The organism is Mycolicibacterium thermoresistibile (assembly GCF_900187065.1).
GTDB classification, from domain to species: domain Bacteria; phylum Actinomycetota; class Actinomycetes; order Mycobacteriales; family Mycobacteriaceae; genus Mycobacterium; species Mycobacterium thermoresistibile.
Genome location: NZ_LT906483.1, coordinates 3,654,844 through 3,672,322, shown reverse-complemented (window position 1 = coordinate 3,672,322; position 17,479 = coordinate 3,654,844). Strand labels below are relative to the sequence as shown.

The 17,479-nt window shown below is 69.0% G+C and carries 22 protein-coding genes; 10 read left to right on the top strand and 12 right to left on the bottom strand.

Translation table 11 applies throughout. The features are described 5' to 3' along the window. Positions 1 to 9: 9 nt before the first annotated feature. Positions 10 to 1,272, bottom strand: a complete 1,263-nt coding sequence (gene tet(V), locus CKW28_RS17185) for a tetracycline efflux MFS transporter Tet(V) (protein ID WP_234785060.1) — start codon at positions 1,270 to 1,272, stop codon at positions 10 to 12. Positions 1,273 to 1,556: 284 nt separating this feature from the next. Next, positions 1,557 to 2,360, bottom strand: a complete 804-nt coding sequence (locus tag CKW28_RS17180; protein ID WP_003926730.1) for an enoyl-CoA hydratase — start codon at positions 2,358 to 2,360, stop codon at positions 1,557 to 1,559. 98 nt (positions 2,361 to 2,458) lie between these two features. On the opposite strand from CKW28_RS17180, the gene CKW28_RS17175 reads away from it, so the two are divergent. Genes CKW28_RS17175 through CKW28_RS17165 form a run of 3 tightly spaced genes read left to right on the top strand, consistent with a single transcriptional unit; the run spans position 2,459 to position 5,351 of the window. After that, the gene (locus CKW28_RS17175; protein WP_003926731.1) at positions 2,459 to 3,556 is read left to right on the top strand and encodes a CaiB/BaiF CoA transferase family protein; all 1,098 of its coding nucleotides are present in this window, start codon (positions 2,459 to 2,461) and stop codon (positions 3,554 to 3,556) included. Positions 3,557 to 3,580: 24 nt separating this feature from the next. Beyond that, entirely contained in the window at positions 3,581 to 4,336 is a 756-nt protein-coding gene (locus tag CKW28_RS17170) for a 3-hydroxyacyl-CoA dehydrogenase (protein ID WP_003926732.1), read from the top strand. A gap of 13 nt (positions 4,337 to 4,349) precedes the next feature. After that, positions 4,350 to 5,351 (top strand): NAD(P)H-dependent flavin oxidoreductase, encoded by a 1,002-nt coding sequence (locus CKW28_RS17165; RefSeq protein WP_095176471.1) that lies wholly within the window; start codon positions 4,350 to 4,352, stop codon positions 5,349 to 5,351. A 99-nt stretch (positions 5,352 to 5,450) separates the two neighbouring features. Here the strand turns inward: CKW28_RS17165 and CKW28_RS24330 are convergent, their stop codons facing one another. Further along, entirely contained in the window at positions 5,451 to 5,582 is a 132-nt protein-coding gene (locus tag CKW28_RS24330) for a hypothetical protein (RefSeq protein WP_003926170.1), read from the bottom strand. 368 nt (positions 5,583 to 5,950) lie between these two features. On the opposite strand from CKW28_RS24330, the gene CKW28_RS17155 reads away from it, so the two are divergent. Continuing rightward, positions 5,951 to 6,583, top strand: coding sequence for a class I SAM-dependent methyltransferase (locus CKW28_RS17155; RefSeq protein WP_003926169.1), 633 nt, complete (start codon positions 5,951 to 5,953; stop codon positions 6,581 to 6,583). A 77-nt stretch (positions 6,584 to 6,660) separates the two neighbouring features. Here CKW28_RS17155 and CKW28_RS17150 read toward each other — a convergent pair whose 3' ends face one another. Further along, a complete protein-coding gene (locus CKW28_RS17150; protein WP_040547136.1) occupies positions 6,661 to 7,374 on the bottom strand; it encodes an NAD-dependent deacylase in 714 nt (237 codons plus the stop codon). 55 nt (positions 7,375 to 7,429) lie between these two features. Here CKW28_RS17150 and CKW28_RS17145 point away from each other — a divergent pair, with 55 nt between their 5' ends. Next, complete coding sequence (locus tag CKW28_RS17145; protein ID WP_040547134.1) at positions 7,430 to 7,816, top strand: Rv1152 family transcriptional regulator; 387 nt, start codon at positions 7,430 to 7,432, stop codon at positions 7,814 to 7,816. Here the strand turns inward: CKW28_RS17145 and CKW28_RS17140 are convergent. Continuing rightward, positions 7,771 to 8,622, bottom strand: coding sequence for a class I SAM-dependent methyltransferase (locus CKW28_RS17140; protein WP_003926166.1), 852 nt, complete (start codon positions 8,620 to 8,622; stop codon positions 7,771 to 7,773). The genes CKW28_RS17145 and CKW28_RS17140 overlap by 46 nt on opposite strands. A gap of 35 nt (positions 8,623 to 8,657) precedes the next feature. Then, on the bottom strand, positions 8,658 to 9,185 hold the full coding sequence (locus CKW28_RS17135) for a DUF1697 domain-containing protein (RefSeq protein ID WP_040547614.1): 528 nt from the start codon (positions 9,183 to 9,185) through the stop codon (positions 8,658 to 8,660). Positions 9,186 to 9,217: 32 nt separating this feature from the next. On the opposite strand from CKW28_RS17135, the gene CKW28_RS17130 reads away from it, so the two are divergent. Next, positions 9,218 to 9,661: a PPOX class F420-dependent oxidoreductase gene (locus CKW28_RS17130; RefSeq protein WP_003926164.1), complete on the top strand. Its 444-nt coding sequence runs from the start codon at positions 9,218 to 9,220 to the stop codon at positions 9,659 to 9,661. A gap of 81 nt (positions 9,662 to 9,742) precedes the next feature. Here CKW28_RS17130 and CKW28_RS17125 read toward each other — a convergent pair whose 3' ends face one another. The 3 genes from CKW28_RS17125 to CKW28_RS17115 form a co-directional block, all read right to left on the bottom strand. Continuing rightward, entirely contained in the window at positions 9,743 to 11,035 is a 1,293-nt protein-coding gene (locus tag CKW28_RS17125) for an acyltransferase family protein (protein ID WP_003926163.1), read from the bottom strand. 71 nt (positions 11,036 to 11,106) lie between these two features. Continuing rightward, entirely contained in the window at positions 11,107 to 12,279 is a 1,173-nt protein-coding gene (locus tag CKW28_RS17120; RefSeq protein WP_003926162.1) for an MFS transporter, read from the bottom strand. A 46-nt stretch (positions 12,280 to 12,325) separates the two neighbouring features. Beyond that, complete coding sequence (locus tag CKW28_RS17115; RefSeq protein ID WP_003926161.1) at positions 12,326 to 12,622, bottom strand: hypothetical protein; 297 nt, start codon at positions 12,620 to 12,622, stop codon at positions 12,326 to 12,328. A gap of 126 nt (positions 12,623 to 12,748) precedes the next feature. Between CKW28_RS17115 and CKW28_RS17110 the strand changes: the two genes are divergently transcribed. Then, positions 12,749 to 13,336, top strand: a complete 588-nt coding sequence (locus tag CKW28_RS17110; protein ID WP_003926160.1) for an HhH-GPD-type base excision DNA repair protein — start codon at positions 12,749 to 12,751, stop codon at positions 13,334 to 13,336. A 36-nt stretch (positions 13,337 to 13,372) separates the two neighbouring features. Continuing rightward, complete coding sequence (locus tag CKW28_RS17105) at positions 13,373 to 13,519, top strand: DUF1059 domain-containing protein (RefSeq protein WP_003926159.1); 147 nt, start codon at positions 13,373 to 13,375, stop codon at positions 13,517 to 13,519. 133 nt (positions 13,520 to 13,652) lie between these two features. Here CKW28_RS17105 and CKW28_RS17100 read toward each other — a convergent pair whose 3' ends face one another. Continuing rightward, complete coding sequence (locus tag CKW28_RS17100; RefSeq protein ID WP_003926158.1) at positions 13,653 to 14,687, bottom strand: Rv1157c family protein; 1,035 nt, start codon at positions 14,685 to 14,687, stop codon at positions 13,653 to 13,655. Between the two features lie 46 nt (positions 14,688 to 14,733). Then, positions 14,734 to 15,312 carry a hypothetical protein gene (locus CKW28_RS17095; protein ID WP_003926157.1) on the bottom strand — a complete coding sequence of 193 codons (579 nt, stop codon included), beginning with the start codon at positions 15,310 to 15,312 and terminating at the stop codon, positions 14,734 to 14,736. Between the two features lie 135 nt (positions 15,313 to 15,447). Between CKW28_RS17095 and CKW28_RS17090 the strand changes: the two genes are divergently transcribed. After that, complete coding sequence (locus tag CKW28_RS17090) at positions 15,448 to 16,707, top strand: mannosyltransferase (RefSeq protein WP_197700654.1); 1,260 nt, start codon at positions 15,448 to 15,450, stop codon at positions 16,705 to 16,707. Here the strand turns inward: CKW28_RS17090 and CKW28_RS17085 are convergent. Next, positions 16,652 to 16,936 (bottom strand): 4a-hydroxytetrahydrobiopterin dehydratase, encoded by a 285-nt coding sequence (locus CKW28_RS17085; RefSeq protein ID WP_003926155.1) that lies wholly within the window; start codon positions 16,934 to 16,936, stop codon positions 16,652 to 16,654. The two genes, CKW28_RS17090 and CKW28_RS17085, sit on opposite strands and share 56 nt — an antisense overlap. Positions 16,937 to 17,058: 122 nt before the next feature. On the opposite strand from CKW28_RS17085, the gene CKW28_RS17080 reads away from it, so the two are divergent. Beyond that, a complete protein-coding gene (locus CKW28_RS17080; RefSeq protein ID WP_040547132.1) occupies positions 17,059 to 17,463 on the top strand; it encodes a (deoxy)nucleoside triphosphate pyrophosphohydrolase in 405 nt (134 codons plus the stop codon). Positions 17,464 to 17,479: the final 16 nt, after the last annotated feature.

Here is a 17,479-nt window from a genome sequence, read left to right as displayed (position 1 = left end):
CTTCGGCGTCTAATTCAGCGGATGCTCCAACTCGTCGCGCGGCATCCGCGCCGCGGTCATCGCGACCACCGCGAACAGCAGCGGCGCCAGCCCGGCGACCAGGAAGATCGTCTGCATCGACACGACTTTCGAGAGTGGTCCGGCGATCGCGAACGACACCGGCATGAACACCAGCGACACGAAGAAGTCCAGGCTCGACACCCGGCCCAGCAGTTCGCGTGGCACCCGCCGCTGCAGCAGCGTGCCCCAGATGACCATGCCGGCCCCATCGGTCACCCCGATGGCGAACGACGCCGCGGACATCAGCAGAAACGACCAGGTGAACCCGATGACCAGCAGGGGAACCGAACCCAGGGCCCACATCAGCATCATCACCGTCAGATAGCGGCGCGGCATCTGCCGGGAGGACACCGTCAGCGCGCCGACCGCGCTGCCGACCCCGAACGCGGCCAGCACGAACCCGTACATCCGGGCGCCGTCGGTGAAGCGCTCCTGGGCGATGAACGGCAGCAGCACCTCGATCGGACCGAGCACCACCAGCACGAACACGCTGGCGAACAACAACGTCCACAGCAGCCACGGGGTGGCCACCATGAACATGAAGCCGTCGCGCAGATCCCGCAGCACCCGCGACCGGTGCTCGCCCGGCACCGACGGACTGGCCGGCGGACGGGTGGCCACCAGCAGCACCAGGCCGACGCCGAACAGGGTCGCGACGACCGCCGAACCCAGCGATGGGAACGTGGCGCCCACCAGCATGCCGGCCACCGCCGGACCGACCGCCCGTTGGAAGACCGGACGCACCACGCCTTCAACGCCGTTGGCCGCCAACAGTTGTTCGGGCGGCAGGATGCGCGGCAGCAGCGCGCTGTAGGCGGGGAAGAAGAAGGCGGCCGCGATGCCGAGCACTGCCGCGGCGACCGCGAGATGCCAGATCCGCAGCTGCCCGGTCAAGCCGAGCATCGCCACCACCGCCACGGTGACGGCGTTGACCGCCTCGACGGCAATGATGATGGTGCGCTGGTTTATCCGGTCCGCGGTGATTCCGCCGACCAACACGAACGCCACCAGGCCCACACCCATGCAGGTGGCGACCAGCGACAGCGACGCGGGATCGTTGTCGATGGCGATGACCTGCAGCGCCATCACGACCGCCCACATGCCCTCGGCGAAGATCGTGATCGCCACCGCCGTGATCAGCAGGCGGTACTCGCGTATGCGGAACGGTGCGAGTACGCGCCATCCGCCGGACGTACCGGCTGACGGTTCGATGTCGTATTGCGTACTCACCCAACGATGGTGGCCGACGGTCCCGCGCAGCGTCCAATGATTTTCGGCGACGCGGGCGAGCGTGCATCAGCCGCGGCGAGTGTGGCTACCCCGCGGCGACGGTGTTTACCTTGCGGCGAGTGTGCCCAGGGCGCGCCGGGGGTGCGGTGGGGGCGGCGTTTCGGCCGAATCCCCGCGGTGGGGGCACAACCAACGCACTGCCTGCACAGAGACCGCAGCGTGTGCACGGTGACAGCGTGCCCTCGGCCGCTGCACCGTCGACGCGATCAGACGTCGGTGAACTTCGGCGCCCGCTTCTGCTGGAACGCCTGCGTGCCTTCCCGGAAGTCGTTGGAACCCAACAGTCGCACCTGACCCTCGGTCTCCCGCTTGATCGCGTCCGGCAATTCGCCGAGCGTGGCGGCGTTGATCGCCTGCTTGGTCTCCCGCAACGCCACCGCCGGCCCGTTGGTGAGCGTGGAGATCACCTTGTCGACCGCGGCGTCGAACTCGTCGGCCGGGTACACGCCGGTCACCAGACCCCACTGATGCGCCTCGGCAGCCGAGATCCGCTCGGCCAGCAGCGCCATCCGCATCGCCCGGATCCGGCCGATCGCCGCGGCCACCAGCGCCGACGCGCCACCGTCCGGCATCAGACCGATCTTGGTGAACGCCAACAGGAAGAACGCCTGCTCCGATGCCAGCACGACATCGCAGGCCAGCGCCAGCGACACCCCCACACCCGCGGCCGCGCCCGGTACCACCGCGACAACCGGCTTGGGACAGTTCACGATCGCGGTCACCGAGCGGTTGGCACCGTCGAGCAACGCGTTCCCGCCGCCCGATTCACGCGCCGCCTGATCGTCCTCACTGATACCCGCGCCGGCGCAGAATCCCCGCCCGGCCCCGGTAAGCCGGATCACCTTGACACGGGGGTCGCTCGCGGCCAGTTCCACCGCCTCGGCCAGCGTCTGCAACATCGGCGCGGTGAGCGAGTTGAGGCTGTCCGGCCGGTTGAGCGTGACGGTCAGCACCCCGTCGCTGAGGGCGACACGCAGGTCGTCGATGCTGGGGTAGGTAACGGAACTCATCGATGCAGCCTAACGGTAGGGCCCTACGGGATAGCCGGAGATCGGCCGAGAAGGTTATACAAGTAAGCTATGTCGCGGTCAACACTGGGAGGTTGAATATGGCCGGTCCGCTGCAGGGTTTACGAGTCGTCGAGCTGGCCGGCATCGGCCCGGGGCCGCATGCGGCCATGATTCTGGGTGATCTCGGAGCCGATGTCGTACGTATCGAACGCCCCCGGAACACGCCCGGGCCGGGAATCCCGCGCGGCGCCAAGGACCACCTCCTGCGCAACCGGCGCTCGGTGGCCGCGGACCTCAAGACCGAAGAAGGCAAGGAGCTCGTCCGCAAGCTGATCGCCAAGGCCGACGTGCTCATCGAGGGCTACCGGCCCGGCGTGACCGAACGGCTCGGCCTGGGGCCCGAGGACTGCGCCAAGATCAATCCTCGGCTCATCTACGGCCGCATGACCGGCTGGGGGCAGGACGGTCCTCGCGCCCAGCAGGCCGGCCACGACATCAACTACATCTCGCTCAACGGCACGCTGCACGCCGTCGGCCGCAAGGGTGAGCGTCCGGTGCCGCCGCTGAACCTGGCCGGCGACTTCGGTGGCGGCTCGATGTTCCTGCTGGTCGGCATTCTCGCCGCGCTGTTCGAACGGCAGACCTCGGGCAAGGGACAGGTCGTCGACGCCGCGATGATCGACGGCTCGGCGGTGCTCATGCAGATGATGTGGGCGTTCCGCGCGATGGGCATGTGGTCCGACGAGCGCGGGGTCAACATGCTCGACACCGGGGCGCCGTACTACGACACCTACGAGACGGCCGACGGTAAGTACGTCGCCGTCGGCGCGATCGAACCGCAGTTCTACGCCGAGATGCTCAAGGGACTGGGCCTGGAGGGGGAGGACCTGCCCGACCAGAACGACATGAGCCGCTGGGACGAGCTGCGGGCCCGGTTCGCCGAGGTGTTCAAGTCCAAGGACCGTGACCACTGGGCGCAGGTCTTCGCCGGCACCGACGCGTGTGTGACGCCGGTGCTGTCGTTCGCCGAGGTGGAGAGCGAGGCCCACGTGGTCGAACGCAACACCTTCTACCGCGAGGGCGACCACCTGCTGCCCGCACCGGCCCCGCGATTCTCCCGCAGCGTGCCGTCGGCGCCGACGCCGCCGCGCGATCCCGGCGCCGACACCGACGCCGTGCTGCAGGACTGGCAGTAACACAAGGGAAGGGAAGAAATAGCAGTGGAGATCAAAGACTCGGTCGCAGTCGTCACCGGCGGCGCATCCGGTCTGGGCCTGGCGACCACCAAGCGTCTGCTCGATCGGGGCGCTCAGGTCGTGGTGCTCGACCTCAAGGGTGAGGACGCCGTCAAGGCGCTCGGTGACCGTGCCCGCTTCGTCGAAACCAACGTCACGGACGAGGCCGCCGTCGCCAAGGCGCTCGACGTGGCCGAGGAGATGGGCCCGGTGCGCATCAACGTCAACTGCGCCGGCATCGGCAACGCGATCAAGACGCTGAGCAAGAACGGCCCGTTCCCGCTCGACGAGTTCACCAAGGTCATCCAGGTGAACCTGATCGGCACCTTCAACGTGCTGCGGTTGGCCGCCGAGCGGATCGCCAAGACCGAGCCGCTCAAGGGCGAGGAGCGCGGCGTCATCATCAACACCGCCTCGGTCGCGGCGTTCGAGGGCCAGATCGGTCAGGCCGCGTACTCGGCGTCCAAGGGCGGTGTCGTCGGCATGACCCTGCCGATCGCCCGTGACCTGGCCCGTGAGCTGATCCGCGTGGTGACCATCGCGCCGGGTCTGTTCAAGACCCCGCTGCTGGGCTCGCTGCCCGAGGAGGCGCAGAAGTCGCTCGGCCAGCAGGTGCCGCATCCGGCGCGGCTCGGCGATCCCGACGAGTACGGTGCGCTGGCCGTGCACATCGTCGAGAACCCGATGCTCAACGGTGAGGTGATCCGCCTCGACGGCGCAATCCGTATGGCACCGCGGTAAGGAGGCGGGCCATATGGCGTTGAAGACGAAGTTCACCGAGGCGTTCGGGGTTGAGCATCCGATCGTGCAGGGTGGCATGCAGTGGGTCGGTCGCGCGGAGTTGGTCGCCGCGGTGGCCAATGCCGGTGCGTTGGGTTTCCTGACCGCGCTGACCCAGCCCACCCCGGAGGCGCTGGCCAAGGAGATCGCCCGGACGCGGGAGATGACCGACAAGCCGTTCGGGGTGAACCTGACGATCCTGCCGACGATCAACCCGCCGCCGTATGACGAGTACCGTCAGGTCATTGTCGAGTCCGGCATCAAGATCGTCGAGACGGCCGGTTCCAACCCGGCGCCGCATCTGCCGATGTTCCACGAGAACGGCGTCAAGGTGCTGCACAAGTGCACCTCGGTGCGGCATGCGGTCAAGGCGCAGAGCCTGGGTGTGGACGGCATCAGCATCGACGGGTTCGAATGCGCCGGGCATCCCGGTGAGGACGACATCCCCGGTCTGGTGCTGATCCCGGCGGCCGCGGACAAGATCACCATCCCGATGATCGCGTCCGGCGGGTTCGCCGACGCCCGTGGTCTGGTCGCCGCGCTGGCGCTGGGCGCCGACGGTATCAACATGGGTTCGCGGTTCATGTGCACCGTGGAATCGCCGATCCACCAGAAGGTCAAGGAAGCGATCGTGGCCGGCACCGAGCTGGACACCGAGCTGATCTTCCGGCCGCTGCGCAACACCTCGCGGGTGGCCAGCAACGCGGTGTCGCGTGAGGTGGTGGAGATCCTCAACCGCGGCGGCAAGTTCGAGGACGTCAAGGATCTGGTGGCCGGGACCCGCGGCGCCAAGGTCTACGAGACGGGTGACCTCGACGCCGGTATCTGGTCGGTCGGCACGTCGATGGGCCTGATCAACGACATCCCCACCGTCGGCGAGTTGGTGTCGCGGATGGTGGCGGAGGCCGAGGATCTGATCGCCGGCCGGCTGGCGGAGCTCATCGAGCCGTCGGTGGATGAGGCGGGTTCGGCCTAGAAGGCGGAAACGAACTCGGAGGTAGTTCCAAACGCAATAATCAGCTGCCCCGACGGGCAAACTGGTCAGGTGAGGGCGTGCGCCGCCGGGCGCGCGCCCTCACACTGCTTCGGGGAGTTCCTGCCAGTCGTCGAACTGTTCCGACGTGTCGCCCTCCACCAGCACATCGCCGTGGTAGAGCGCGTCAAAGTCGATCTTGATGACATCGGCATTGGTGTCGTCGATCCACATGCCCTGAGCCTATTGGTCACCATTAAGGAATCAGTGAGTCACGTTTCGGAATACTGTGGCAATTCTTACCGACAAGTAGGTTCCGGTGCGGCGTTTGCTCGCGCACGGACGCCGTCGAGCGTGACCCAGCGGCGTCGAGCGTGCGCCGGGTGCGTTGGGTGTGCGGCGGCGAATCCGAGTATGTCCAGGTGTTGCTCCCGAGTCGGTTTTCCCGCCGTGGCAGCACCCTCGCCGCGGCGGCCGCACGTTCACGTCGCCAGCCGCACAGTCACCGCAGCAGTCGCACGCTTCGCCGCGGCTGCCGTGATTGACTGGGCGGATGCAGCCCTGGTAATGCGGCCGGGGATACCCGCCGGGGAGGAAGAGTCATGACCAGTACCGTCGACAATCCGTTCTTCGCGCGGATGTGGACATGGCTGTCCAGCCATGAACCCGAGGCCATGCGGCAACGCCGCGAGCAACTGCTGGCCGGGCTGTCCGGTCGGGTGCTGGAGGTCGGTGCGGGCACCGGGACGAACTTCGCGTTCTACCCGCCCGGCGTCACCGAGGTGGTCGCCGTCGAACCGGAGCAGCGGTTGGTCGCGGTGGTCCGGCAGGCCGCCGCCGAGGCCCCGGTGCCGGTGACCGTCCGCGCCGAAACCGTCGAGAACTTCGACAGCTCCGAGCCATTCGACGCGGTGGTGTGCACGCTGGTGCTGTGCTCGGTGGACGATCCGGCAGGCGTGGTGCGTCAATTGTTCTCGTTGCTGCGGCCAGGCGGGGAACTGCGCTATCTCGAGCACATCGCCAGCGCCGGGGCGCGTGGCCGGCTGCAACGGTTCGCCGATGCCACGGTGTGGCCGCGGGTGTCGGGCAACTGCCACACCCACCGGCACACCGAGCGGACCATCGCCGATGCGGGATTCCAGATCGTGCACGGCCGCCGGGAGTGGGCGGTGCCGCGGTGGGTGCCGGTGCCGGTGGCCGAACTCGCCGTCGGCCGCGCGGTGCGGCCCAGCTAGTCGAGCCGCGCGGTGCGGCCCAGCTAGTCGAGCCGCGCGGTGCGGCCCAGCTAGTCGAGCCGCGCGGTGCGGCCCAGCTAGTCGAGCAGCTCCGGCAGCCGCTGCAGCAGATCCGGCAGTGCGCGGGCGGCGGTCTCCCGCAGCGACACGGTCGCGTTCTCGGTGAGCGGGGTCCGCTCCGGGTTCACCTCGATGACCGGTTTGCCCTGCGTGAGCGCGAGCTCGGGCAGACCGGCCGCCGGGTAGACGATCGCCGAGGTCCCGACCACGATCACCACGTCGGCGTTCATCACCGAACCGACCGAACGCTGCCAGACGTCCTCGGGCAGGTTCTCGCCGAACCACACCACATTGGGGCGAATCAGCCCGCCGCAGAAGCAATCCGGGGGATCCACCGCCTCCACCGGTTCGGGCATCTCGGGCAGGTTGCCTTCGAACGGGGCGCGGCAGGCGTCGCAGTGGAATTCGAACAGGCTGCCGTGCACGTGGTACACGCGGCTGCTGCCGGCCCGCTCGTGCAGGTTGTCGACGTTCTGGGTGACGACGTCGACGTGGGCGTAGTCCTCCCAGGCGGCTACCGCGCGGTGGCCGTCATTGGGCTTCACCTCCGACATCATGTAGTGCCGCCACAGGTACCACGCCCACACCTTCTCCGGTTGCTTCCGCCACCCCTCCGCACTGGAGATCTCGTAGGGGTCGACTTTCGCCCACAGCCCCGTCTCGACATCGCGGAAGGTCGGCACGCCGCTCTCCGCCGACATGCCGGCCCCGGTGACCACAGTTACTCGCACACCACCAACGTAGCCGTTCTGGGGAATACCGGTCGTCGTGGGTGATACTGGGCACGTGGCCGAACTGGGCGAGGAGGTGCGAATCGATCCGCGTTCCGACCGTCCGCCGTATGACCAGCTCAGGACGCAGATCATCGCGAGGATCCGGGATGGGCGGCTGCCGTCCGGCACCCGGTTGCCGACGGTGCGCGACCTGGCCCGGCAGTTGAGGATGGCCGTCAACACGGTGGCCCGCGCTTACCGGGAACTGGAGATGGCGGGTCTGGTGGAGACCCGGGGGCGGTTCGGGACCTATGTCGCGCGCACCGACCCGGCGGACGCCGAGATGGCCCGGGCCGCGCAGATGTATGTGGCCACCGCGCGGAAGCTGGGCGTCGACCCGGCCGAGGCGATCGCCTATGTGGAGGCGGAGTTCGGCGGGCCGAACTCCAGCAGCGTGTAAGTCCCGCGGACGTTGTCGAACAGCGGGGTCCGCTGTGCCGCCCAGATCAGGGTGTTGACCAGCACGCCACGGCCCCGCGGAATGGGCACATCGTGCACGGCCTGCACACCGGGCACGGTGTTGACCAGATCGGCCGCCTGCTCGGGGGACAGCGTGAACGGCATCGGCGGCACCTTGTACCGCAGCGAGGTGCGGAAGCCGCGCCGGGTCAGCCAGGCGAAGAACGACGGCGGCAGGTCGAACATCATCTGCCCGCCCGGGAACCGTCTCGCGCACTCGCGGATCAGCCCCATCGCCTCGTCGGGCTGCAGATACATCAGCAGACCCTCGGCGGTGATGAACACGCCCTCGCTGGTGTCGATGCGGTCCATCCAGCTGTAGTCGAGCGCGGACTGCGCCAGCATCGTCACCCGGTCGTCGGCCGGCAGCAGTTGCCGGCGCAGCTCGATGACCGGTGCAAGATCGACCGTCACCCAACGGAACTCGTCACCGACGTCGGCGGCATTCAGCCGGAAGAAGCTGGTCTGCAGCCCCTCGGCCAGCGCGACGACCGTGGCTTTCGGGTGGGCCCGCAGATAGCGGCGGGTTGCGGTGTCGAAGGCCTTGGCGCGCAGCGCCATATCCTGGCGGCGCGACGGGCCGAACTTGGCGAAGTCGAAGTCGATGGAGTCCACCAGCCGGACTGCCATCGGATCGTCGATGATGCCGTCGGGGCGGCGCGCCTCGGTGGCGCGCACCAGCAACGTCAGCAGCGCCGTCTCGGAGACGCCGGTCAGTTCGGGTTTGGCGAGGGGTCCGGAGCTCACGGTCGCAAATGTACCGAAAGCCGCCGCCGCGCCGGTCAGCCCACGATCCGCTCCAGTGTGCGCAGATTGCGGGTTGTCGTCGAGGACTTGTACCGCTTCTTGCCCATCGTCTTGCCCATCGCGCTGGTCAACGTCTGCGTACGCCGCACCTGCCAGTAGACGACCCGGTCGCCGGGCGCGATCTGTTCTCCGGGGCCCGGGTCCAGCGCCGCGAGTTCGTCGAGCACCTGCGGATCGGAGACGAACGTGACATAGGAATGATGGTCCGGTATCACCCGCTCGAACGGGAACGCCGCGCTGATCGCGGCGACGTCATCGAACGGGTAGACCAGCACCCACGCGTCGTAGCCGAAGCGGTCCCGCAGCGCCCGCTCCGCCGTCGCCCGCACGGTGTCCGGCCGCGCCGCACTGTCGAGGATCACGTTGCCGGTGGCCAGCACGGTGCGGACCGCGGAGAACCCGGCGGCGGTGAACACCGCGGCCACCGAGTCATCTCCGGAGGCCATCTTCAGGTTCACACCGCCGACGTTGACGCCCCGCAGAAAGGCGACGTAGCGGGCCACGAAAACCATGTTAGCGACGTACGCTCAACGGCATGACCCGCCGCGTGTTCGACGACAAGTTGTTGGCCGTGATCGCCGGGAACTCGCTGGGAGTGTTGGCCACCATCAAACGCGACGGCCGACCGCAGCTGTCGAACGTGACCTACTACTTCGATCCACGGCGTCTCACCATCCAGGTGTCGGTCACCGAGCCGCGCGCGAAGACCCGTAATCTGCGGCGCGATCCGCGCGCGTCGATCCATGTCAGCTCCGACGACGGGTGGTCGTACGCTGTCGCCGAGGGCACGGTGACGTTGACCCCGGAGGCCGCCGACCCGTACGACGACACGGTCGAGGGGCTGATCGAGCTGTACCGCAACATCGCCGGCGAGCATCCGGACTGGGATGACTACCGCCGCGCCATGGTCGAGGACCGTCGGGTGTTGTTGACCATGCCGATCTCGCATGTGTACGGCATGCCGCCGGGGATGCGTTGAGCCGGAACCGACGCGCCGAGTTCTGCCTCAGGGTCGTTCGCTGCACGAAACAACGACCATGGTGCAGAACTCGGGACGCCCTCACCGGGGTTGACGGGCCGGTGCGGCAAGGGTCCGGGCGGCCACCAGCGCCGCCAGCAGCACCGCCACACAGACCAGCCCGGTGTCCTTGAGGCCCCAGCCGACCGACGCCAGGGTGGCCGCCCCGGCGATGCACAACAGCGTGCCGACCGCGGCGCTGCGCAGGCCCGGTGCGGTGACCGCCCCGCCGTCCCAGCCGGGCAGCGGATTGCTCTCCAGCGGACGCAGCAGCACGAACAGCGCCGCCACCGCCGCGGCCATGATCCCCGCCTGCACCACCGAGATCACGACGAAATCCGGCGCCGACGGGTCGATCCGGTCCCACCCGAGGTAGTCGAACGCCAGGTGCATCAGCAGCAGCGGCGGCATGTGCCACAGGTACAGCGTCATCGCCCCGGAGTTGCCGAGCACGGTCAGCCACCACACCCGCGGCCGCCGCGCCCAGCGGGCGATCGCGGGTGCGGCGGCGATCGCGAACGCGCACATCATGATCGCGTGACCGGCCAGCAGCAGCGACGGCGGGAACATGTTCTTCAGCTGCTGGGTCTCGATACCGACCAGACTGACCTCGTAGGGCCCGAACGCGACCAGTCCGAGGTTGACCGCCAACATGGCCAGGCCGACCCGCAGCGCGGCCCGCGTCGACAGCAGTCGCCGGCGGTAGACCACCCCGAGGATGCCCGGGATCAGCCAGGCCACGAGGTTCACGAACGCCAGCCCGGACGGTGCGTCGGTGGTCAGACGGATGACGTCGACGGCGGCGACGACACCGTAGACGCCGAGGACCGCCGCGGCGGCCTGACCGATGGTGCGGATCCGGGCCAGCATCGGCACCGCCGCCAGCACCAGCACGTAGGCGCCGAGGAACCACAGCAGCTGAATGCTGATCCCGGCGATCGGCCGGTAGACGTCGACCGGCACCAGGCACCGCAGCACCACCAGCGCGACGGTCCAGAAGCCGAGGTAGTAGAACACCGGCCGGTACAGCCGGGTGCATCGGCGCAGAAGCCAGTCGCCCCAACTGGATCCCGGCGCCCAGCCCGAGACGCTGGCCGCGACCCCGGCGAAGAAGAACAACGGCATGATCTGGAAGACCCAGGTCAGGGCCTGCAGGATCGGCGACGCGGTGAGCAGGTTCTGCCAGATGAACACGTCGTCGCGCAGCGTGCTGGTGGCCATCAGGGTGTGGCCGGCCACCACGCCGAGCAGCGACACGATGCGGATGACGTCGATGGCGCGGTCGCGGGTGGCCGGTGTCGCGACCGCCACCTCGGCGGGACTCGGAAAGTTCATGAGCTGACGGTATGGAACAGTTGCGACGCCGATCTTGAGTAGAAGCACTCACATGCGCCCGGTGGGACTACTCAGATCGCCTGCGGGTCGCGGGATTCCTGGATCAGGATCGCGATCAGACAACCGATCGCCAGCACCGCGACCCCCACGGCGAAGCTGATGCCCGCGGTGCGCAGCCCCCAGTGATGGGCGGCCCACCCCTCACCGATCACCGGGACGAGCAGCGCGACATAGGCCACCACGAAGTAGGTCGAACTGACCTCACCGCGCTGATCCGACGGTGTTCTCGCCGACACCGCGGCGAGGCCCCTGCTGAAGCTCAGGCCCTGCCCGGCGCCGGCCACCACCGCGGTGGCGATCAGTGCGGGCAGCGAGGACCAGACCAGGGCCGCGGCCAGGAACACCATGCCGACGATCAGCAGCGCACATCCCACCGCGACCGCCCGCCGCGGCGACACCGACGCGCCCAGTACCTGGGTGACCGCCGACGCGGCGAAGATCGAGGCGGCGACCGCCCCGGCGACGGCGTGGTTGCGGACCCCGATGACCTCGGCGAGGAACGACGGGGCCACCGCTGTGAACAGGCCCGTCACCGCGAACCCGGCGAACGCGGCGAGGGAGGCGATCGCGAATACCTTGCGCACCTGCGGCGGCAGTGACAGTCGCTGCACCCCGAGCCGGCCGGTGCGCGGCGAGGTTTCGGGGGCGACGGCGATCGCCGCGGCGGCCAGCACCATCAGCACGATGTGCACCCAGAACGTCAGGTGCAGCGGCCAGGGCGCGTACTGCACCAGGATTCCCGCCAGTAGGGGACCGGCGCCCAGGCCGCCGATGTTGGCCACCGTCGCGACCGCGGCGGCGCGGGATCGCCGGCGCTCGGGTGCGGCTTCGATCACCGCGGCGGTGGCGGTGCCGGTGAAGATGCCCGCCGACATGCCCGAGACGAATCGGGCCGCGATCAGCTGCGGCACCGACCCGGCGATGAGGAACACCAGCGCGCTGACGATCGCGCAGCCCACTCCCGCCAGCAGCATCGGTCGCCGGCCCAGCGCATCGGACCAGCGGCCGAACACCACCAGCGCGAACAGCACCCCGGCGGTGTAGCCCGCGAACACCACCGTCGTGGTGAGCACCCCGAAGCCGAGTCGTTCGGCGTACACGGCGTACATCGGGGTGGGGACCGTGGTGCCGACCATGACCGCCGCGAAGGCGTAGGCCAGGAGCGGAAACGCGAAGCGACGCACCCGCCGAGTGTGTCGGGTGGGCGTGGTGCGCGTCGAATCGGGCCGGCTACTGGACCGGGCAGGCGTACTTTCGGGCCACTTCCATCGCCCGCTGCTGTGCGCCGGGGCCGACGACGCCCTGCGCGGCCAGTTCCCAGCCGATGTATCCGGGAAGCCCGCCGATGCACGCTTGATGGGCGAGCCGCCATGCGGTGTCCGGGTTGAGGTGGTAGCCGTTGCGTTCCAGGCCCTGCATGTACTCATCGAAGGCCGGTGTGCCCTGATCCGGCACCGCGTGCGCCGGGACAGCCACGGCGACAGCAACACACAACGCGGCGCCCAACCCGATCAGCCCCCGTCTCATATCCCCTCCCCAACTCTCTCAACGCCTGTCCGGTCGTTGCTCCCACAATGACATACCCCGGTGACAGCGAAGCCGGAACGGCTGAACCGTTCGGGGCCGGCAGCTGCGTCGGCCTAGACTGACGCCGTGGCGAAACTGCAGCTAGTCCAAGACCCGGCCGCCGATGCGCTGCTGGAATCCGATCCGTTCGCACTGCTGCTCGGGATGCTTCTCGATCAGCAGATACCGATGGAAGTGGCATTCGCCGGGCCGAAGAAGCTCGCCGACCGGCTCGGCACGCTCGACCCGGCCGTCATCGCCGACTACGACCCGGAGCAGTTCGCCGAGGTCTGCGCCGAACGCCCTGCGGTGCACCGGTTCCCGGGTTCGATGGCCAAGCGCATCCAGGATCTCGCCCAGATGGTCGTGGACCGCTACGGCGGTGACGCGGCCGCGATCTGGACCTCCGGCGACCCGGACGGGCCGGAGGTGCTGCGCCGGCTGAAGGAGCTCCCGGGCTTCGGCGAGCAGAAGGCCAAGATCTTCCTTGCGCTGCTGGGCAAGCAGTACGGCGTCACTCCGAAGGGGTGGCGGGAGGCCGCCGGTGACTACGGTCAGCCCGGACACCGGTCGATCGCCGACGTCACCGACCCCGCTTCGCTGGAGAAGGTGCGGTCCTACAAGAAGCAGATGAAGGCCGGGCAGAAGGCCGGCGAGAAGAAGGTCAAAAGCTGACTACAGCACCGGCCGGACATATGCGATGGTGTGTATGTGAAGACACATCTGAACTGCCCCTGTGGTGAAGCGATTGTCGGCAAGGACGAGGACGACCTGGTGGAGAAGACCCAGGCGCACCTGAAGGACAAGCATCCCGGCATGGAGTACGGCCGGGACGAGATCCTGTTCATGGCCTACTGAGTGGCCTACCGGGTTCCCCGTTCGTCGTCCCGCCTGTCGACCACGAGGTCCTGACACGGAGGTCCTGAACGCACCGAGCGCACGCTCGGCCGCCGACAGCGTCGCAGCGTGCGCTCGGTGAAGTCCGCTCGGGTCAGGGCACGACGGTCGAGCCGATCGTCGGCATGAACTGACACTGCTTGTCGACGGTCGTCACCTGCCCGAAGATCGTCGACATGATGCTCCCCGAGCCGGTGTCGACGATCGCGGTCAATGTCGTCGGCCCGTCCGGGTTGATGTCCGGCCGCGGTTTGAGCGTGGCGGTGCCGGACTTCCCGGTGGTCAGGTTGACCCAGGTGACGTTCAGCGGCAGCTTCTGTTCCGGTGCAGGTCCGGGCGTGCCGACCGCGGTGAACACATACGCCGTCTGACCCGGACCCGGCCCCGGCGTGGGGATGTCCGCCGGACCGGCCACCGAAATCGCTGTCGCCAAGACGTTTCCGCCGTCGGCGAGGCAGCCGTTGCTGATCGAGGGATACATGAACTCCTGCGTCGGCGGGCTGTCCGGTGCGAACCCGGGTGGTGCGGTGTTCGGGCCGGATGCCTCGGGCGACGGAGCGGGGGCCGGCGGCTCGACAGCCGAGAGCGCCTCCGGAACGGGCGCCGCCGCCTCGGTGACGGGAGCGGCCTCCGGGGCGGGAGCAGCCGCGTCAGGAGCAGCCGCTCCGGGAACGGCCGCTTCGGGGGCGGGACCGGGCGCGGGGCCCGGCGCCTGCGGAACCTCGGGCGCATGGGCCGGCAGCGGACCGACCGCGTGCGCCGGATTCACTCCCGGCGGCAGGTGCGCGTGCGCCCCCGGCACGGCACCCGCCGCCGGCTTGTGGGCAACCGGAGTCGCCGGCTTGCTGACGAAATCATTGACCGCCGCAGCCACATTCCGGGATTCCGGGGATGCCTCGGCGTTGCCGGTGAACATCGCCGCGGCCGCCATCAACATCGACGTCGCGTTGGTCGGATCGCTGGCCGCGTCCTGGATCACCGGCGCCAGCCCCTGCACGGCGGGCAGGCCCGGAGCCTGCACCCCGTCGACCGGCGGCGGTGACACCGGTTGCGCGATCGCGAACGCCGGGGTCATCAGCAGCAGAGCCGCCGAGGAGCCGAGCGCGACGAGCGTCTTGGTCGATGACATGGTCCCCCAAAAATCGTTGTCGGAAGCGGTCTGCTGACGGGGCGGCTCAGGGCAGCGCCGACGTCGGGAAGAGCCCCGACGGCAGCATCGGCGGTGTCGCCGGTGCCGGGGCGCCGGGCTCGTTCGGCACCGCCGGCATCAGGTTCGCCAATTGGCTTCCCGCCGCGGGCAACAGCGCCGACACGTCGGCCGGCAACGAGACCTGCTGCGGAACCGGGGTCCCCGCAACGTTCGGCAGCGTCGCCTCGGCGGTCGGCAGCGGGACTCCCGGCGCGGTGGGTGTCACCGTGCCCGGTTGTTTGATGATCGGCGCGGTCGCCGGGGCCACCGTTGCGGGCAGCGCGGGCTGCGGCACCGTGATCTGCGCGGTCGCCGCCGGCGGCGGGGCCACCACCGGAGCGGACGGCATGGTGTTCGTCCCGCCCAGGGCGGCGGCTGCGCTCTGCAGGATCGCCGGTGCGTTGGCCGCCGCGGTGGCCAGTTGGTCCATGAACGGAACGCCGGGCGACGGCGCGGGGGCCGGGGCGGGTTGGGCCGCCGCGGTCGCGCTGCACGTCAACGCGACAGCGACGGCACCGCCTGCGGCGATCACGCTGCTGGTGATGAGTTTTCTGGTGGCTCGCATAGTTCTCCCAATCCCGTTGACGGCATGCAAGCCCCAAGCTACGGCGTTACTGCTGTTACTCAAGTGACATGTGTGGCATTTATTCAACCGTTACGGATGTGAGGGGCTACGGTGACCGATCGTTAGAGTCGGGACATCAACACCGAACCACCTGTGTCCACCACCGTGCGCCGGTCGAATCGCCTGCTGATCGCGGCGCCGGTGCTGTTGGTGGTCAGCATCGCCGCACGGCTGGCGTGGGCCTACCTGCTGCCCAACGGGGCCAACTTCGTCGACCTGCACGTCTACGTGGGGGGAGCCGAGCGGGTCGACGGCCCCGGGGCGCTCTACGACTACGTCTACGCCGATCAGACCCCGGATTTCCCGCTGCCGTTCACCTACCCGCCGTTCGCCGCGCTGATCTTCTACCCGATGCACCTGCTGCCGTTCGGCGTGCTGGGGTTCCTGTGGCAACTCGGCACCATCGCCGCGTTGTACGGGGTGGTGCGCCTCAGCCAGCGGCTGCTGGCCGGCCCGCAGGACCGGCGTGTCGCGATGCTGTGGACGGCGGTGGGCATCTGGACCGAACCGCTGCGCAGCACCTTCGACTACGGCCAGATCAACGTCGTGCTGGTGTTCGCCGCACTGTGGGCGGTGTACAGCACCCGGTGGTGGCTGTCGGGCCTGCTGGTCGGCCTGGCCGCCGGGGTCAAACTAACCCCGGCCATCACCGGGCTGTACTTCCTCGGGGCACGCCGATGGGGCGCGGCGATCTTCTCCGCGGTCGTCTTCTTCGCGACCGTCGGGCTGTCGATCCTGGTCGTCGACCAACAGGCCCGGTACTACTTCACCGACCTGCTCGGTGACGCCGACCGGGTCGGGCCGATCGGGACGTCGTTCAACCAGTCCTGGCGGGGCGGCCTGTCCCGGGTGCTGGGCTACGACGCCGGCTACGGTCCGCTGGTGCTCACGGCGCTGGCCCTCACCGCGGTGCTGGCGGTGCTGGCCTGGCGTGCCATCGGCGGGGCGCGCGGGGAGAACGGCGACCGACTCGGTGCGCTGGTCATCGTGCAACTGTTCGGGCTGCTGCTGTCGCCGATCTCCTGGACCCACCACTGGGTCTGGTTGATCCCGCTGATGATCTGGTTGATCCACGGTCCACTGCGGGACCGGGTGGGCGCCAAGGTGCTCGGGTGGGGCTGGCTCGCCCTCACCCTGATCGGGGTGCCGTGGCTGCTGAGCTTCGCCCAACCCAGCATCTGGGAGATCGGCCGGCCCTGGTATCTGGCCTGGGCCGGGCTCTGCTACGTCGTCGCGACCATCGCGACGCTGGCGTGGATCGCCGGTACCCGGCCCGCCGTCACCGGTCGATCAGTTCGTCGATCTCCTTTGCCAGTTCCAAGTCCTTCTCGGTGATCCCGCCCGCGGAATGTGTCACCAGCGCGAAAGTCACGGTGCGCCAGCGGATGTCGATGTCGGGGTGGTGGTCCTTCTGCTCGGCGCGCTCGGCGACCCGGCGGACCGCCTCGATGCCGTCCAGGAACGTCGGGAACGTCACCGACCGGCGCAGGGCGCCGTCTTTCCGCTCCCAGCCGTTGAGCCCCGACAGCGCGGCGTCCACTTGCTCATCGGTCAACACAGCCATGCCAGCGACGATACGCCGACGATACGCCGACAGTTGCGTAACGCCAGGGCGGAAAAGCGGCGCCCGAACCGCCACAGCGTCACGCAAACCGCGAGCCACGGCTCGTATACGGTCGGTAGCCGATGACCCAGATCCCCCAACCTCAGATTGTGGTGGCCGGTGCGCTGATCGCCGACGCGGCGTTGCTGGTGGCGCAACGCAATCGGCCGCCGGAGCTGGCCGGCCGGTGGGAACTGCCCGGCGGCAAGGTGGCGCCGGGGGAGACCGAGGCTGAGGCCCTGGTCCGCGAACTCAAAGAGGAACTCGGCGTCGACGTCGAGGTGGGCGCCCGGCTGGGTGTCGAGGTGGCGCTGACCGAATCGATGGTCCTGCGGGCGTTCCGGGTCCATCACCGCGGCGGGTCACCGAGCCCCAACGACCACCGTGCGCTGCGCTGGGTGACCGCCGCCGAGCTGCACGACCTGGACTGGGTGCCCGCCGACCGGGCCTGGATCCCCGAGCTGACGGCGCTGTTGTCGGCCCGGTGACGCGCCGGCCGGAACG

Excerpts from the sequence above, each read along its gene's own strand:
- CKW28_RS17180 (WP_003926730.1), bottom strand. The coding sequence starts at position 2,360 with ATGAGTTCCGTTACCTACCCCAGCATCGACGACCTGCGTGTCGCCCTC.
- CKW28_RS17175 (WP_003926731.1), top strand. The coding sequence starts at position 2,459 with ATGGCCGGTCCGCTGCAGGGTTTACGAGTCGTCGAGCTGGCCGGCATC.
- CKW28_RS17165 (WP_095176471.1), top strand. The coding sequence starts at position 4,350 with ATGGCGTTGAAGACGAAGTTCACCGAGGCGTTCGGGGTTGAGCATCCG.
- CKW28_RS24330 (WP_003926170.1), bottom strand. The coding sequence starts at position 5,582 with ATGTGGATCGACGACACCAATGCCGATGTCATCAAGATCGACTTTGAC.
- CKW28_RS17155 (WP_003926169.1), top strand. The coding sequence starts at position 5,951 with ATGACCAGTACCGTCGACAATCCGTTCTTCGCGCGGATGTGGACATGG.
- CKW28_RS17130 (WP_003926164.1), top strand. The coding sequence starts at position 9,218 with ATGACCCGCCGCGTGTTCGACGACAAGTTGTTGGCCGTGATCGCCGGG.
- CKW28_RS17125 (WP_003926163.1), bottom strand. The coding sequence starts at position 11,035 with ATGAACTTTCCGAGTCCCGCCGAGGTGGCGGTCGCGACACCGGCCACC.
- CKW28_RS17115 (WP_003926161.1), bottom strand. The coding sequence starts at position 12,622 with ATGAGACGGGGGCTGATCGGGTTGGGCGCCGCGTTGTGTGTTGCTGTC.
- CKW28_RS17100 (WP_003926158.1), bottom strand. The coding sequence starts at position 14,687 with ATGTCATCGACCAAGACGCTCGTCGCGCTCGGCTCCTCGGCGGCTCTG.
- CKW28_RS17095 (WP_003926157.1), bottom strand. The coding sequence starts at position 15,312 with ATGCGAGCCACCAGAAAACTCATCACCAGCAGCGTGATCGCCGCAGGC.
- CKW28_RS17085 (WP_003926155.1), bottom strand. The coding sequence starts at position 16,936 with ATGGCTGTGTTGACCGATGAGCAAGTGGACGCCGCGCTGTCGGGGCTC.
- CKW28_RS17080 (WP_040547132.1), top strand. The coding sequence starts at position 17,059 with ATGACCCAGATCCCCCAACCTCAGATTGTGGTGGCCGGTGCGCTGATC.